A 16301-nucleotide genomic window follows, 5' to 3' on the forward strand; every position below is an offset into this window, starting at 1 on the left:
CGCAGCGGGGCCGTGTCTCATTCGTGCGCGAGATTGATTTTGAGGAACAGTGTCGGATCGGCCTTCGTTGTGTGCTTCACAACATAAGACGCAACCTGCCCGCCGCCCGCCGGCGACTGATCGTCACTGAACACAATTCCCTTCGCGGCGTACCCATCGGTATCCGCTTGCGCGGTTTGCACCGCACAGCCGCCCGGTTGATCAGCGGCAAAGCTGATGCCCTTCGCCGCGTAGTCCGTCGACGCACTCGCCAATTGCATCGCCGGCGAGTCCGACGCGGCGGCGGGTGCTGCTGCTACGGTGGCGGCGGTGGCGGGGCAGGAACCGGCATCAGCCGTCTTCTGTACAGGATTTGCGACAAGGTCCGGTGCCACTGCACGAAGGCGTCGCGTCACGTCGCCATGTGCGCGTTCCGGAGAAAGGTAGACCATGAGCTTCTCCATTCCAGGCTTGTCATCAAACTGGAAGGCCCCCTTCGCTGGGAAGAATACGATGCCCATGGCATCCACAAAGTTATCCTGGGACGGCTGCGGATAGATCTGGGTAATCGTGCCGTCCGGCGCCTCATTGAGGATATAGACGTACGATGGGCGATTCACTTTTACGCCGAGTTGAAACTTTTCTCCGCTTTTGAAAATCCGCCGGGTAAGCACATCGTGCGTCGAGCCATCTGCATCCTTCAGCCTGATAAAGTAGCTGGCGCCAAGTTGCGTAGACCGCTTTTTCTTCTGGGAAACCTTGGTGACGGTCGGTGTGAGGTTTGGTGCAGCCTGCGCAGCCGGATCAGTCGACGTCGCTACCTGGGTGGTGGAATCACTTCCTGCCTTCGGACCCGTGCCTACAGCGACAACCGAGTCACTTGCCGAAAAAAAGAGTGACTTTGCGGAATATTCATCCTCCGCGAAAGCGTGCGTGGCCAATGCAGCCAAGGTCAGTGCGACCAAGGGATATCGCATGTTTCTCTCCAGTTATTAGGTATCTGACAGACGCGATCGATTAGTCGACGGCGCTCTGCTCGTCAGAAATCGTCGAAAACTGCCTCGGCGTCTGGTGCCCCACGCCTTTCGTGACCTCGACCGCTTTCTCTGATGTAAATGTCTGCGCTTCCCGGAACGCCGGACCCAGCCGACCGTTGTTGGTTCCGAGGTACGCGAATAGCGATTGCGTAAAGAAAGAACCCTTCAACGGCTGGCCGTCAACCGGGCTCTGGAATGTGCGACCGGCTTTAGGCCCCAAGGACTCTTCATCGGGACTCGTTGCCGTGATAATCGTGTATCCATTGCGATTCCTGTCGACAGCTGTCGGAGGCGACTTCTTCTGTCCGCTCGCTGCTTTGTCCTTTGGATCGCCCACGAACTGGATTCCCTTTGACGTGAAATCCGATGTCGTCCATGACGCGAGCGAAATCCCAGCCTTCTCTGGCTTGCCGCCGTTCGTCTTCCGGATGTAGGCTGTGCTTTCGTCCTGGATATCGTCCAGCATGTCGCCACTGAAACATGTGTCGATCACCACGCGGGTTGTGTGGCTCGGCCGACGAGCAACGTTTTGCACCAATGTGTCTGGTACTGAATGGCGCTGGATGTATAGGTTGAACTCGGTCTCGTCGGTCATCGACATCGTCTTCGGACCGCCGGAGTCATAGGCAATAATCGACATCTTTCGCTGGTCGCCACCACCTGAGGTAGGCACCGGCGGAGTACCATGACTGGAGATGTAGATAAAGACGTCGTCGTTAGGGCCAACACTGCGGTCGAGCGCATTAAGTGCGCCTTCAATGTTCGCCTTCGTCGCCCGGTCGTCCAACAACGTTGTAACGTTGTAGCCAGCACGCTTCAAATAGTCTTGCACTACTATCGCATCGTCACGGCCCTGAATCTCTTTGATGTGGTACGGATCGCCGAAATGATTTAATCCAACGACCAATGCCCGCTTGACGGGAACGCTCGAACGAGGTCCGCCATCCCGGGTATAGGCGTCCAATGCCTTTCCAGCTGCGATTTCCCAACGCTTTTGCTTGATATCTTGCGGGTAGAAGGGCGACGTCGACTTCAGTCCGACGATTGACTGCACGATGATGAACGCCTCGTCCACCTCGTCTTCATTCTGGTAACTGCCGATCAGCTGGATTCTTCCTGTGCTGTCCCGCGCGACGGACGCGCGAGCGAGGCCGTGCTCATGAAACTTGATCTTGATCCTGTCGACGAGACTTTGAGGAACGTTGTACGAATGGTAGGCATTCTGGTAGCCGGGCAAACTGCTTGCTGCGCACGCGGACAGCAAAATTGAGACTACCAGGATCCCGATGCGCTGAAGGTACGATTTCATCAGTTCTAGACGCCAAGTCGACCCATGAGCAGTCACTGCCGGCAATTGAGACTGGCAGTGACCGTCAGGGCTTGCACGATACTGTCCCTCATCCCAGTGATTCGGGACGGTCGGACATTATTCGGAGACAGTGAATTTCTGGGACGCTACAGAAGCGGGCTTGTTATCTGCTGCCACGCTGAATTCGACACGATAGGAACTGCCTGCCTTAGCGCCGTGCGGGACCGGAACTCGGACTGTATCTGTCTGCTCGCCCGCTTCGAACACGTGTTCTTCAGTATTTCGCCCCGGAAATGGAACCAGGGTCTCTTTGCCGTCGTCGCCGATGACATACAGTTTGCGCTCGATCGCGATCGACTTCTCCGCGCCATCCGGCGTCATAAGATCAAAAGTACTGTTGACCACGGCTTGCCCGTCCGCCTTGACCGGCCCATCAATTGTGACCGAATTGGCCTTGACGACGACGCCTTGGCTCGACTTGTACTTGAGGTCCTTCTTGACCTTCTCGAATGACTTGGTGCGCTGAAAATTCGACTCAGGAATCCAGGCGGGATTCTTTTTGAAACAGGTGTCGATTGCAGTGTAATAGGCCGTGGCGAATCCAGCGATAGCGCCGACGGCCGCGCCAACAGCGGCTCCTTTGACAGCATCGTCCTTCTTGTTGGATACCAGCATCGCCGCGAATCCCGTCAACGCGCCAATGCCCGCGCCTTTGGCCGTTGTGAGGATCTGCTCCTTATGGACGCACGAATTGAGATCGTCGTTTGCCGACTCCTGCGCCTGTGCCCCGCTGGACAGAATCAGCATCCCCGTCGCCACAGCGGTCAGCGCCGCTGCGCGCAATGTCATGTTTTTGGTCATGGATTTACTTTTTTAGAAACGCCCATGCAGCATCATCACGACGTCCTACTCGTTGCCGCGACTAGCTACGCCACTTGAAGCCGTTTGGCGCCCCCTCTCAAGGTTCGCCGCAATTCTGAATGTATTTCGGCCAAGGCGGCTTGAACTTTAGCACCTTGCTTATGAATTCGTCATCGAGCTGGAAGGTTATATTTTTTGCATTTCCAATTACACGCTCTTGACAAGCGAAAGGCGAACATCCGGCCATAAAAGCAAACGTTTGCCCTTAACGAAACCGACCCTGCCGCTTAACGAGAGAACGAGAGGCTTGCCTAAAACTCCAGGCTATCTTCGGCATGGATATTTTCGATATATACCGATACTGCATTCCGACCTCTGCCAGCGACCGCCCAGTTAAAGGGACACCAAGGAACGATGCCTATTGAGGCGTTGCGCGTACGACGTGTGCATTTCGACGAGTTTGCTGCTCAGGAGCGTGCGAAAGGAAAAACGTCACGATGTACACGGAATCGGGCTAAGTACCTCGCGGGAGCGGAGAGATCGCCCCCATGTTCCTTTTTCAATCGTGAGTGAAGTGCGACGTGGACGATGCCGGCAAACGCGAATGAAAGTTTTGCAAAACCAGGATGCCGGTGTCCGTGCTCGATGCGATCTAAAGGCCATTGATGAGGTAATCACAATATGTTTTCCGACATATCACCATCATGAACGACAAGACCCTCGATCCCGCCTCCTTGACCAACGCAAATCGGGGTATTCGTCCTTTCCGTGCATTTTCTGGCGGTTTGCACGGCAAAGCGCTTTCAAATCAACCAGTCGAAAATCCGTCAAAGTGAAAAAACGTGCGGGACCGCTCAGCCTTGCTGCAAGCGGCTTCTTGCGCCTTTACCGCCACAAAATGCACGAAAAGGACAAATACCCCGATGCGGGTCGTCTGCTGACCTCCAAGGGGAACCAAGCCGCCGTTCGAACTTGTCTCGAGGTCGACGTCGGCAATGCCGACCACAGCAGCCGTTGGCCGATGCTCGTCCCAACGGCGGGTTTGGCCGACGACCTGCCCGTCAGCTCACGCCTGATGTAGAAGTCTTTGATCTACCCTCTCACTTGCTAGCGCGAACTTGTCCCGCCAGGGCCGAAGAGCGTTAAGCGCGCGCACAACCCTCGTCACGGAATTTTCAATATCGTAATCTGCACAGTGCCACAGTGCGTGCATTCGATGCGCGACGCAAGGCGTGAAGAGCCAAGGCACTCGCGCTCGCATAAGGCAGCGTTTTTGCGGGATTCTGAGAGGCACAAGCGCCAGCTTGTCCACTCTGACGGCCCCGCCCACGGGCCGCCGCGAATGCCTTGGCGGCAAGGTGCTCGCATTCGCACCAGGCAGCGTTGTTTGAGAGAGCCCAATGCGGGCCGCGCCCACCGACTGCCGCGAACACCTTGACGAGGTCTACACGATTGCCTGTTCAGGGCCGATCGCTCAAAGCATCAAACCCTGCCGAAGCAGGGTTCTGATACTTCGCGCCAAAGCTGTGTCTTATTGCGCCGCCTTCCTGTGCGTCACGTGGTGACTCACCTTGTGCATGTGCTTCGTCGTCTTGTGTGCAGGCGCCCGCGTCGTGGCGGCCGTGGCCGGCGCCGTAGCGGCGGCTGCCGGTGCGGTCGCAGCAGGTGCGGACGCCTGGGCGAATGCGACACTAGCAAACAGCGATGTAATCAGGGCGGCAGCAAGCTTCTTCATTGGAGTCTCCAGTGAGTGGGGGGAAGGCGACGAATCATTGCGTCGTCCACTGTCAAAACGAATCGGGCCCGGATTCGTTGACGTCAGGGAACCGGATTGTTTTCGGAACCAGTCACACGCCTTTCATAAAACGACGCGGCCGGGAGCGCCGGGCGGAGTCTCCCCTGATGCCGAGTCTCTCGCGCCGCCCCAGGCCGGGCAACAACCCTGGAGACGTTATCCGTTCTCCGCATTGCCGAGCGCTTCGATGCCATCGACGAGGTCCGTCAGGTCTTCGATTTCATCGAGCGCACAGATGGCCGTGTCGAGGTTGTCGATGGACGCTTCCACATTTTGCCAGCGCTCGCCGGATTGCCTGCTCGCGAACATGTTGTCGAAAGCTACCTGTTCGTCGTCGCGTACGGCTTCCAGTTCACTCCGGATACTTTCGGCTTCTGCCTTCAGTTCGGTCGAGCATCTGCCCCAATTCCCGCGATGGCGTGAACACATACGCCTGCAAGAGGTTGCATGGAAGCCATTGAGATATCCTGTTGATGAGCGGTTGAATTCGACGAACCGGTCGCCACCGCACTGCGGACAACATCCACGCAGCCTCATTGGGGCGACGTCGTGGCCAGGTCGTCATCGATCGCAGGGAAAGCTGCAGCATGGACGCTAGCCGCGTCTGTCGAGCGACCCCGTATTCGTCAAGGGAAGTAACGGGTCAAAACAGTGAGTCCGCCCGCGCCGAATGCCCATACAGATCGGCGATCTGCTGCTGAAACTGAGTCTGTCCTCCATAGCTGGGGTGTCTCACGCAGATCACAGGCACGGAACCGGTAATGCGATTCGCCGCGGCTGCGGCGTCGTTGCCGATGGCGACGATCCGGGCCGGCCGTAGCAGGCAGATGAGTTGCTGCAGCAGTTCTTCCCCGGCACGTCGTTCGCGGGCATTATGTTGCCGGTTGGAGAAGGGATCGCCCGCATCATGCGGATGAAGCGGGAAGACATTCCACAGGAAAATGCGGGCATCAATGTGCTCCAGCATGTTCCATATCACCGCAGCAGTCCGTTCCGACACCGCGCTGCCTTTCGTTGGGCGCTCTTCGGAAAGCTCAAGATTCCATCGTCTGGCGTGCTGACTGATATGAACGTCATCAGTCAGCGCCAGCCCTGTACGACGCCCTCCCCGGTATCCGAGGTCCCGCCCGATCCAAATTGCGTCCACTGGCTCCTGCACCGCGCACCGCACCATGGCGGAAAGCGCGGCTGCGCGGCGACGCGGCGCGTCACGCCGGTCATGCACTTCGCAACGATCCGAATAGGGATTGAAACAGTCTTCAAACTGCAGCGAGGCCACTGCCTCAACAAACGGATGGATCTTCATTCCTTTGGCTCAAGTGGCAGATAGGCAATGGTACGTTGTTCCCGACTACCAACGATCCAGCCACCTTCATTTTCTTTCATTTGACGGAATACCGCATAGCCGTCCAGGATCGCCCGCTCCCAAAGCTTGAGCGGGCATTTTTCGACTTCGTAGCCATTCACGAATTCACCGATGGTCTTCAGGATTCCAAGAGAAACCTTCTTCTGGTTCTCGAAGAAATTGAGTTCCTTGGCCTTCGAGAAAATCCAGGCCGTAAGCCCTTCTTCAACAACGATCGCCCGCCCGCCATCCTGCTCTTCATCGTACCTCGAATTGCTCTTTCGCTTATGCTTGATCAACGCGCGTATCACTGGCGACCAGTGCAATATCGCCGCATACGCGAAATGAAAGACGTCGTGAAACCGGTAACCATCGCGGTCCGCGATGTTGTCGGTCAGAGGATCCCCGATGAAAACGTCGTTCCACTGAAGGTAGCTCTTGCCGCTGCCGCGCTGGTTGACCCTGATCCGGAATTCCCTGGGCAACTGCTCTTCGCGTCCGAACGCCCTGTCGAAATCAAGGCTGGCCAGATCGGCCGTCCCGGGCTCCAGAAACGCCCCGCGCGCTTTCCGGATATTGCCACGCGCCACGTCCGAGAAAGCGAGTTTTGCCGCATGCATCGCATCCAGATAGGCCCGGGCAAATGCGACCAGACCGGCGCGATCCGGAGCGACCGATCCGAGCAGGGCTGCGGCCGACTGTCCCAGTCGCACCAACGTCGTGTCAAGCGGAACGGGAACGGCGACCGGCACCGCGATGTAGGCCATCGCCCCTTCCATGACATCGCTCGCCGCTCCCACGTTTCTGAAGTTGCCGTGATTCGCCGCCTCGGCGAACACTTCTTCAAGCGGGACGTCGAGACGTCGGCAGATGGCAGCCAGATACCACAGGGTATCGCCGAATTCTTCTTCCGCCGCCTTGCGGAATCCCGGGAAGGCGGATTGCTCGCGCACGTGCTTCTTGGCCGTCGTCATGATCCCGCCGACCTCGCCATACAGCCCCTGGAGCACGGGGCTGAAATCGCTCCGGCCAAGAACGTCCGTGGGTGCAATCTGCGCCGCGTAGTCGGACAACAATAGGGTGCCGTCCTTCTTCATCGATCACCTGCGAAGCGTCAGCCATTCGAACGGCGCGCCCTGATACCCCGTCGCCCCCAGACTGCGAATCCACTGTTCAAGGCCGGCGACCAGCAATGGATCGTCGAACGTCGTCAGGCCGATCCCCGACTTGCACAGCAGACGACCTTGCTGGTCTTTCAGGTCTTCGGGAAACGCGGGACCCTCGCCGCCAAAATAGATAAAGTCGTCGCTGACCAGCACCCGGTTTACACCCGTGTCCCTACACACGTGATCCGGATTGAGCGAGCCGTCGGGCAGCGAGTGAAACGAATCACGCTGTTGCCACGGTGCCTGCGGCCCGTCCCTGAAGTAGATGTTGTCGCCACAACTTTGCTTGCGGCTTCCGTGACGAAATGGCTTCTTCGGGCCGAAACGCGGATCTGCGCCATATTCATCGAATGTGAGCGTGTCCGTGACCCGCATCGCGTACACCAGATGCCCGCCACGACGCACGCTTCGATCGTTGCTGCCGCTGCCAACCACCCAATCGCCAACGGACGCGCTGCGCCGGATCGAGGGCTTGCAGGTGGCGAGTGTGCAGTAGCCGTAGAAGGGATTGGGTGCGAAGCCGCTGTCGTATCGCACCACGTAAGAGTGAACGCGGGCCATCAGCAGGGATGCCGCTTGAGGGGGACCGGATCGCAGGGGCCGCCATCCGGCTTTTCCCACGTGTCCTTGCCGTTGATCGCATCGATGATCGCATCGCCATTCCAGCCCACCATCGCATCGGCATACTGCTTCAACGCCTCGGGAAGATCGCATTCCTTCTCGCCATGCTCCCAGACGCCGACAATACGCTTCCCCTGCTTGGCCGCATATTCGATCTCCCAGTTCACCCATTCACTGTCCTTCGTGAGCGGGGAGACGTAGCAGACGAACACGCCGGCCCAGTTGATCGCAGGCGCGAGGATCTGCGTCTTGATGTAGTGCTCGTCGGTCGCGTTGTTGAATTTCCCCGTGTGAATCGAGGAATCCCGGACATCAACGCCTTTTGGCGCCAGCAGATCCTTGAACTTCTGGAGCCCCGCATCGTCCTCATGAACGTGACTGATAAATACGTTTCTTTGTTCCGCCACTTCTCGCCCCCGTAGACGTATGACAAACATCGACGATCGTCACCGCTTTGCACGATCGACTGCATTTTGGAAAACTGCTTTCAATCTGATCAAAAACTGGCCGCCATCGGCCGCTCCCTGAAGCACAGACAACTTGATCCGGACCGGCGCGACGACTGTCATCAGCCGCCAATTCCCGCACGGATGATGCCATCCATCAGGAGTCCTTCTTCATAGGAGGTGTCCAGAAACGATCCTCCACCGTATCCGGCTGCATCTCAGGCGTGGGATAGCGCTCCTCTTTTACCGATATGTCAAGATGTCGATGGAACAGCGCGACATAGTCGCGATCATTCGACAGGTCCGCCGGCAGGTGCCCGATGCGTTCAGCCAGCCGCAGTGCCGCGCCGCCCGTTGAGAGCACCGGGATCACGCTGGCGTGCGGCTGATGTTGCCGGAACAGTTCATACTCTTCTAAGATCCCGCCCATACCGCCGATAAACACGGCCGCCTTGAACTGGTTCTCGGAAAACATGCGCTCACGCATCAGGAGCAGGCTTTTGTCACGGTCCGCCTCCACGGCGTCGGTGAACGTGACGTTCTGAAATCGCGCGTTCTCTTCGGGAAACTCATCCCTGAAGAAGCTCGACTGATAAAGGCGGACCCACTTCTCGTACTGGACGCCAATATCCTGTGCGACGACCCAGATCATCGGCGTGATGGCGGGGTGACCGCCCCAGACGAGCTCCCGGCGACCGAGGACCACATGCACGAGCGCCGAGACGGCAGCGGCGACCGCCACGCTGTCGGCAGTCGCCGCATAGTCGGGTCCCCTGCGCGGATCTGGGACCCCGGCCGAAAGGAAGATGGCGTCGTTCATGATCAGTCTCCCCACGCAGCAAGTGTCCACCCCGCCTCGGAGACCTTGATCGCGCGAACCGCGCGGATATGCTCGTCAAGCCAGCGCAGATGCGAAGTCCAGGCATCGCGGATCCCGATGTGGTCATAGACGAGCACAGGGGCTTCGCGCTGCGCTGCACGCTGCGCCTTGTCTGCGACATCATGAAGCGTCTCCGCAGTTGGAATCCCAACTATCGGATAGGCCCAGATCTTCCTGTCGTCAAGCAGGCGTAGCGCGATGGCGCGGTGCGCGCCGATCGCTTCTATCGAGCCACCGATCTTTTCGACATCCGCGCGCAACTTTCCGGTGATCGACATGTACCGCGAAGCAATGCTGCGACTGCGCAGTCGCTCGATCCGCAATACGATGGAATCAGCCGTTGCATGCGCGATAGGGCCATCAGCCCCTTCGAGATCGCCGACGTCAAGGTACACGGTCTCTGACAGGTCAGTGAGTTTCGTCGGGACGTGCTCCGGCCAGATGACGCGCAGAACCTGAATTTCCTTGGCCCTCGCCCGCCCGATTTCCTGACGGGTCCATCGGCTGTCGAAATATTCGGGTGTATCGAGCATGACCATGACGTCCGAGTCGACGAGTCGATGCCAGAGCACATCCTGGAACGGATCACCGGGCCGGATGTTGTGCGTGTCGAGAAACACATCGAAGCCCCGCGATGACAGCAGGTCATGCAGTTGCAGGGCCGCTGCCCGCGACTCGGTCCGGCGATAGCTGACAAATACCCTTCGCTGGCGACGCAGCAGCCCAACGCATTCCAGCAACGCCGAGGCAAGCGCGGTCATTTCGGCATCGTCGTCGCGACGCGTCAGGCCATTTGCCGACTGGAGGAAGTCCGGAATCACTGCACCAAACGGCTGACCGGCCGAAACGGTCGGGATCACAGGCGCGCTTGCGGCGACGATCTCCCGCGCCGGTTCGACATCCCCCAGCGGCGCGCCGCCAAAATAGGCTGCTGCAAACGCAGCACGGACATCACGGGTAGGGACGGACGCCCCGTCGTGGATTACTACGTCGGCACCGAGAGTCATGCCGAAATCACCGATCATGCCTTCGATAGTTGCGCTCAGTCGATGCCGGTCGGCAGCCGTGGGGCTGCCCAGGATAGCCAGTTCGTACAGGCTCATAAGCTCAGTGACTCGCGGCCTTCGCCGCGGCCTCGATCCGTGAGGAAATATCGTTATACCGACGCTGGTTCGTCTTTTGTGGCCCGACGGCAGCAGCCCCTACTAAGAATCCATTCTGTTGCATTCTTTCGTTTTGTGCCGCAGTCAAGATAAGTGGCAAAAATGATAGATGATTTGCTGCGAAAAAGGAAAGAAGTACTTGCTCTGCTACCGATCTATGCGTAGCACATAAACCCGACCGAAGGGCCGTGCGAAGAACTTCCGTGTGCGTCGCGGCTTCGTCTACCACAGACGCGCATTCAGGCCTTCGATCGTGTCGCACAACGCTGTCGCGTCAAGGCGCGCTCCGCTCGATTCGGGGATGGAGCTATCGAGATGGTTATTGATGCCTACGCGGCAAGAAGGCGGCGTTCCTCTTGCCCTATTGCGCGCTGGTTATCGAAAAGTTCGAGGAGTTCACCGAGCGCTATGCGGCGGCAGAACTTCGCGTAGCCCGCTGCAGCGGCGACGCCACTTACGGCATTGGCCCGTGCTGGCCGGGCGCTATGACCTGGGCTTCTTCACCTACGAGACCTTTTTTAACCTCGCCCTCGACTCGCCAAGGCTTCTGACGCAGCTCGGCTTGGTTGTGCTAGACGTGGGGCAGTTCATCACCGACTCACAGCGGCATCACGGTCGAACTGATCTTCTCGCTGCTCTTGCGCTGGCCAGCGGGGTATTGAGCCACAGATCGTGATCCTGTCGGCCGGTCATCGGCAATCTGAACAGCTTCGACCGCTGGCTCGGCGTTCCGCTCCTACTGTCGCGCAAGCGGCCCGTGCGGTTGGTGGAACGAACGTGTGCTCGACCGCCGCGGAATATCTTAGTACGTCGATGCCGATGGAAACACCAAGACCGAGACCTTGCTGCCTTCCCACCGCATCGTGCAGCGCCGAGCCAAACCTAGTTCACAGGATGTGATCGTGCCTCTGGCACAGCAACCGGTGGGGCAGCGCGAGAAGCTGCTCATCTTTCGCAACATGCCTGGCCCAGCCCAAGGGTGCGAGAAGTATCTGGGGGAAGGGACTGGGTCTACCACCTGCAACCGCCGTCCTCGACGTTCTGCCGACCCAGGATGGCGCCTCACAGGACTTACGGGAGTGCCTATGCGGGGGCACCGCGCACAACGCCAACTTGCCGCGGGCGGAGCGCCAGGCCGTTGAGAGAAGGTATCGCAGCGCCATGGGCGGTATTCACGCGCTGGTCGCCACAACGACTCTGGCGGCTGGCATCAACACGCCGCGACTGAAGACCACGTAACGGTTGGAGGGATTGACGCGCGACTTGCGCCGAACGAGCTTACCAAAGGCACATCCCACCGGGGGACCAAACCATTTGGCCGAATTGAGCGATTTCGGCCAGATGACGAGGCCAGCCGTGCCACCAAGCTCGGCGAAATATCGCGCCGCCGTTACGTGAGCGACGGAACAAATTTTCATAAAAAGTTACGGAAAGTTGTGCTGTTAAGATAAGTTTTTGTTTTTTAACAGCGCGATTTCACGGCAAAACGTAACCCGAAGCGTTTCGCATCAAACCTTTGTTGCTGAGCAACTTCGCTCATCGCCACGGTCCGCTTATCTACGTAACCGTCGCCGGATCCGGGACAGGGGCAATCCATCGCGTCTTTCGGTGCGTCCGGTTTAATAGTCTCCGCACTGCGGAGACTATTAAGCGGAGCCGTTAGGCTAGTGGCATCGCGTTGCCCGAGCGTAGAACACGTTACTGTGACCTTGGGTGTAGTTGTACGCTCAGCGGCGACGCGGTTCTATCATGCTGCCTTCGCGACTCTGCCGGCACGCAATCCGCTCGCGCGTTAAAAACGATCATGAATCGTTTTTCAAGTCGTGGCGCAGCTCGGCCTCGATCTCGTGAATCGAAGGCAGCGTCGATTCAAAAGAAGCCGGCACTTCGCGCAGCAACTGGTACTCGGCGACGCCCATCGGCTTTGCCACACCTCGCAGAGCATATTCGGCAACCAGCCGGTTCTTTTCCTTGCACAGCAGCAGGCCGATGGTCGGGTGATCCTCTGGCGCCTTGACCTGCGCATCGATGGCAGACAGGTAAAAGTTAAGCTGGCCTGCATACTCTGGCCGGAACTGCGTCGTCTTGAGTTCGACCACGACGTAACACCGCAACTTCAAATGGTAAAAGAGGAGATCAACAAAGAATTCATCGCCGCCTACATCCAGCCGGTACTGGCGACCGACAAACGCAAAGCCGGCGCCAAGTTCCAGCAGGAACCGCGTGATGTGCGTCGTCAGCGCCTGCTCGATGTCGCGCTCCTGCGCGTCTTCCGCGAGGTTGAGGAAGTCAAAAATGTACGGATCCTTGAGCGCCTCGCGGGCGAGGTCAGACTGTGGGGGTGGCAGTCGCTCCCTGAAATTGGTGATGGCGCTTCCGGTCCGGGCGTGTGCCCGCGTCTCGATCTGCATGGCGAGTACGCTTCGTGACCAGCCGTGCTCGAGCGACTTGCTGGCATACCAGTCGCGTGCGGCCGGCTCCTTGACCTTGTCGAGCAGCGTGCAGAGATGGAACCACGGCAATTGTGCAGCAGGCTGCTGCACAAATTCCGGCTCCGGCCACGCCAGGGCGAGTGCCCGCATGTACTTGAGGTTGCGCGGCGAAAACCCGCGCATGTCTGGAAACGCCGCCTTCAGGTCGCGCGCGAACTGATCGACCACCCGGGCGCCCCACCCCTGCCGCTGCTGCCGCTCCAGGATGTCGCGGCCGATCTGCCAATAGAGCGTCACGAGTTCCCGGTTTACGCTCATGGCCGCCCGTTGCCGGGCACGTTCGACCCGCTGCTTGAGCTCGGCGAGCCAGGTCCGGTAATCGTCGCCCAGGGCAGCGGATATCAATTGGTCGGTCATGCGATTCGAGACGGCATGTCAATTCAGTCCAGACATTATCCGGGGACGATCCGCCCTGGACAACCCGTCACCGCAGCTGCTGCTCCCAGTGGTCGATTGCATCGTCATCACGCTCAGAAAAGCTGCCCTTCAAGAGCGGCCAGACTAGCCCATTTGACCGTGCTGCGGAAGGTGCGACCGTCCTCGTCCACGGATTCGATGATCACGCGCTGGCCGCTCGCTTCGGCGATCACGCGCACGGTCCGCTCGCCGTAGCGCATCAGCGCGCCGATCGGCGGACAGGCCGGGGTTTTCCGTCTCCTGCGCGCGCGGGGGCTATTTGCCATCGGTCTTGCCCCGCTTGCGACGCGCCGCCGTCTTGCTGGCGGGCGCGGACGCGACGCGCGGCGCACGCGCGGGCCGGGTCGGCGCCGGACGCGCCGCGCTGGTCCCGGCAGGGGCGCCCTTCGGACGGCCTGGCCGGGCCGGCCCGGCATGGCGGACGTCCGCCCGGCGCAGGGCTGCCAGTTGCTGCTGCAGCGTCACGTTCGTGGCCTGCACGGCATCCAGGCGCCCCTGAAGCACGCCCGCCTGATGGCGCGCGTCACCGAGTTGCGCCTGCAAAGCGTCGACGGCGCGGCGATGCTCCGCGTCGCGCCGGTCGGCGCGCCGGTTCGCCTCATCGAGTTCCTTCTGCAGCCTGGCGGCCGCGCTCCGTTCGCGGTCGATCGCGAGCAGTGCGCGCTTCTCTGTGGCGCGCAGGCGCTCGTCGGACTGCGCCGCTGTTTCGCGCAGTTTCTCGAGGTCGCGCGAGAAGCCGTCGCGCACCTTCTCAAGTTCACGGTCGCGTGCCGCCGCCTCGTTTTTGAGGCGCACGATGTCGGCTTCCATCGCCTGGCGCGCCGCGTGCATCTCGGCCTGCGCGTTCTCCAGTTCGCGGACCTCGACCTGCGCGGCCAGCAGCGCCGCGGTGCGCTGCTCGAGCGCGGTCTCGGTGCGTGCCAGTTCGGCGCGCGCGGCCGCGACGCGCTGCTCGGCGGCCGTGCGCTCGCCCTCCACTTCCCCGCGCAGCGCGTCGAGCTCCGCCTGCGCCGAGGCCGTGGCGCGGGTCCACAGCGTCGCGACCAGTTCGCCGGCCGCGTCCCGCAGATCGGTGGGCAGGTCCGGGTGCTCGATGCGCACGCGGCTCTTCTCGCGCAGCTCGGCCCAGAACTCGCCCAGCACTGCGGCGGGCGTGCCCATGCTGCCGCGTTTCACTAGCTGGTACAGGCGGTTCGCGGTCGGCGTCTGGCCGAAGCGGAAGAACAGCAGCGCGCAGACCTCGCGGTACAGCTCGCGGGTCTTCGGCAACGCGGCCTTCAGGCGGTCGATCTCGGCCGCGAGGCGGGCGTCATCGGACGGGAGGTCGGCAGGAGTGTCGGCCATGGACCAGAAAAAGTGTTTCGACACATGGATAATACAACGTAAAACGGCATATATCCAACTACGGATGGCCAGTAATTTGACATTATCCGCATAATGTCGTAAACAATGAATATTCGGGCGTATTTAACGGTGCCCCCGGAAAAGCTCACCCTTCCCGAAAAGGGCTCATCTGCATGTCGAACCTGCCGAAGAACAGCTCAACCAGTCTTCTGGCGCTGCAGCCCGCCCCGCTCGAGACGCTCGTGCTTCCCGCCGCGCTCGACGGTCATGCCGGCACCAACCGCGCGACGGACGGCCACGCGCAGATTGCCGCCGCCAACGATCTCGACGCGATCCGCGCGTGGCTCGCGCGCTTCGCCGACACCCCGACGACCTTCGCGAACTACCGCAAGGAAGCGGAACGGCTGCTGCTCTGGTCGCTGGTCGAACTGGGCAAGCCGCTGTCGTCGCTGACCCACGAGGACTGCCTGCGCTACCAGCGCTTCCTCGCCGATCCGCAACCCGCCGCGCTCTGGGTCGCTGGCGGCGGCCGCAAGCATCCACGCGGGGATGCGCGCTGGCGTCCGTTCTACGGGCCGCTCTCCCCGGCCAGCGCGCGCCAGGCGATGGTGATCCTCAACGCGCTGTTCTCGTGGCTGGTGCAGGCCGGCTACCTCGCCGGCAATCCGCTCGCGCTGTCACGCCAGCGCACCCGGAAAACCGCGTCGCGCATCACCCGCTATCTCGAACCGGGCCTGTGGCAGGCGGTGAAGGACTTCATTGCATCGATGCCGCAGGACACCGCCCGCGCGCGCGCCCACTATCACCGGGTGCGGTGGCTGTTCACGCTGCTGTATCTGGGCGGGCTGCGCATCGCCGAGGCGGGCGGCAACACGATGGGGCAGTTCTTCGTGCGGCGCGACACCGACGGCACGATGCGCTGGTGGCTGACCGTGCACGGCAAGGGCGACAGGGAACGGCTGGTCCCCGCGACGCGTGAAATGATGACGGAACTCACGCGGTACCGGCAGTCGCTGGGGATGACCGCGCTGCCCTCCCCGCATGAGGCCACGCCGCTTGTGCTGCCGATAGGATCGACTTCGGAAACCTCCCGGGACCAGGCTGCGAAGTCCTCACACCGGCCCCTGCCCCTGACGCGGGCGGCGCTGCATACGATCGTCAAGGACGTGTTTGCGGGCGCCGCCGGCCGGCTGCGCGCACGCGGCGCACAATTCGAGGCTCGCGCCGCGCTGCTCGAGCAGGCCTCGGCGCACTGGCTGCGCCACACCGCGGGGTCGCACATGGCCGACCGGCAGGTCGACCTGCGGCTCGTGCGCGACAACCTCGGCCATGCGTCGCTCAGCACCACCAGCCTGTATCTGCACGCCGACGATGATCGCCGGCACCACGAGACCGATGAGAAACATCGCATCGACTGGTGAAACCGGTGACGGTCCCGGGCTGAAA

General features: G+C 60.5%; 15 protein-coding genes. 2 read left to right on the plus strand and 13 right to left on the minus strand.

Annotated elements, in window-relative coordinates:
• Positions 1-17: 17 nt before the first annotated feature.
• From AABE10_RS32555 to AABE10_RS32565, 3 genes are all read right to left on the minus strand, one after another.
• Positions 18-956, minus strand: a complete 939-nt coding sequence (locus AABE10_RS32555; protein ID WP_342937214.1) for a DUF4384 domain-containing protein — start codon at positions 954-956, stop codon at positions 18-20.
• 40 nt (positions 957-996) lie between these two features.
• Entirely contained in the window at positions 997-2325 is a 1329-nt protein-coding gene (locus tag AABE10_RS32560) for a caspase family protein (protein ID WP_342937215.1), read from the minus strand.
• Positions 2326-2442: 117 nt separating this feature from the next.
• A complete protein-coding gene (locus tag AABE10_RS32565; protein ID WP_342937216.1) occupies positions 2443-3186 on the minus strand; it encodes a hypothetical protein in 744 nt (247 codons plus the stop codon).
• 604 nt (positions 3187-3790) lie between these two features.
• Here AABE10_RS32565 and AABE10_RS32570 point away from each other — a divergent pair.
• Positions 3791-4267, plus strand: a complete 477-nt coding sequence (locus tag AABE10_RS32570) for a hypothetical protein (protein ID WP_342937217.1) — start codon at positions 3791-3793, stop codon at positions 4265-4267.
• A gap of 870 nt (positions 4268-5137) precedes the next feature.
• Here AABE10_RS32570 and AABE10_RS32575 read toward each other — a convergent pair.
• The 10 genes from AABE10_RS32575 to AABE10_RS32620 form a co-directional block, all read right to left on the minus strand.
• Positions 5138-5518, minus strand: a complete 381-nt coding sequence (locus AABE10_RS32575; protein ID WP_342937218.1) for a hypothetical protein — start codon at positions 5516-5518, stop codon at positions 5138-5140.
• 106 nt (positions 5519-5624) lie between these two features.
• Positions 5625-6287 carry a uracil-DNA glycosylase gene (locus AABE10_RS32580; protein ID WP_342937219.1) on the minus strand — a complete coding sequence of 221 codons (663 nt, stop codon included), beginning with the start codon at positions 6285-6287 and terminating at the stop codon, positions 5625-5627.
• Positions 6284-7423: a nucleoside triphosphate pyrophosphohydrolase family protein gene (locus AABE10_RS32585; protein ID WP_342937220.1), complete on the minus strand. Its 1140-nt coding sequence runs from the start codon at positions 7421-7423 to the stop codon at positions 6284-6286. The genes AABE10_RS32580 and AABE10_RS32585 overlap by 4 nt, the downstream gene beginning before the upstream one ends.
• A gap of 3 nt (positions 7424-7426) precedes the next feature.
• Positions 7427-8113: a hypothetical protein gene (locus AABE10_RS32590; protein ID WP_428983422.1), complete on the minus strand. Its 687-nt coding sequence runs from the start codon at positions 8111-8113 to the stop codon at positions 7427-7429.
• Positions 8053-8520, minus strand: a complete 468-nt coding sequence (locus tag AABE10_RS32595; protein ID WP_073426886.1) for a TIR domain-containing protein — start codon at positions 8518-8520, stop codon at positions 8053-8055. Before AABE10_RS32595 ends, AABE10_RS32590 begins: the two co-directional genes overlap by 61 nt.
• A 196-nt stretch (positions 8521-8716) precedes the next feature.
• Positions 8717-9379, minus strand: a complete 663-nt coding sequence (locus AABE10_RS32600) for a hypothetical protein (protein WP_342937221.1) — start codon at positions 9377-9379, stop codon at positions 8717-8719.
• Between the two features lie 2 nt (positions 9380-9381).
• On the minus strand, positions 9382-10542 hold the full coding sequence (locus AABE10_RS32605; protein ID WP_342937222.1) for a toll/interleukin-1 receptor domain-containing protein: 1161 nt from the start codon (positions 10540-10542) through the stop codon (positions 9382-9384).
• 1862 nt (positions 10543-12404) lie between these two features.
• Complete coding sequence (locus tag AABE10_RS32610) at positions 12405-13451, minus strand: PDDEXK nuclease domain-containing protein (RefSeq protein WP_342937223.1); 1047 nt, start codon at positions 13449-13451, stop codon at positions 12405-12407.
• A 113-nt stretch (positions 13452-13564) separates the two neighbouring features.
• A complete protein-coding gene (locus AABE10_RS32615; RefSeq protein ID WP_342937224.1) occupies positions 13565-13777 on the minus strand; it encodes a hypothetical protein in 213 nt (70 codons plus the stop codon).
• On the minus strand, positions 13767-14855 hold the full coding sequence (locus tag AABE10_RS32620) for a DNA-binding protein (protein WP_342937225.1): 1089 nt from the start codon (positions 14853-14855) through the stop codon (positions 13767-13769). The genes AABE10_RS32615 and AABE10_RS32620 overlap by 11 nt, the downstream gene beginning before the upstream one ends.
• Positions 14856-15028: 173 nt before the next feature.
• On the opposite strand from AABE10_RS32620, the gene AABE10_RS32625 reads away from it, so the two are divergent.
• The gene (locus tag AABE10_RS32625; protein WP_342937226.1) at positions 15029-16276 is read left to right on the plus strand and encodes a tyrosine-type recombinase/integrase; all 1248 of its coding nucleotides are present in this window, start codon (positions 15029-15031) and stop codon (positions 16274-16276) included.
• Positions 16277-16301: the final 25 nt, after the last annotated feature.

Origin of the sequence: Paraburkholderia diazotrophica, from assembly GCF_038900755.1 — a bacterium.
Taxonomy (GTDB): Bacteria; Pseudomonadota; Gammaproteobacteria; order Burkholderiales; family Burkholderiaceae; genus Paraburkholderia; species Paraburkholderia diazotrophica_A.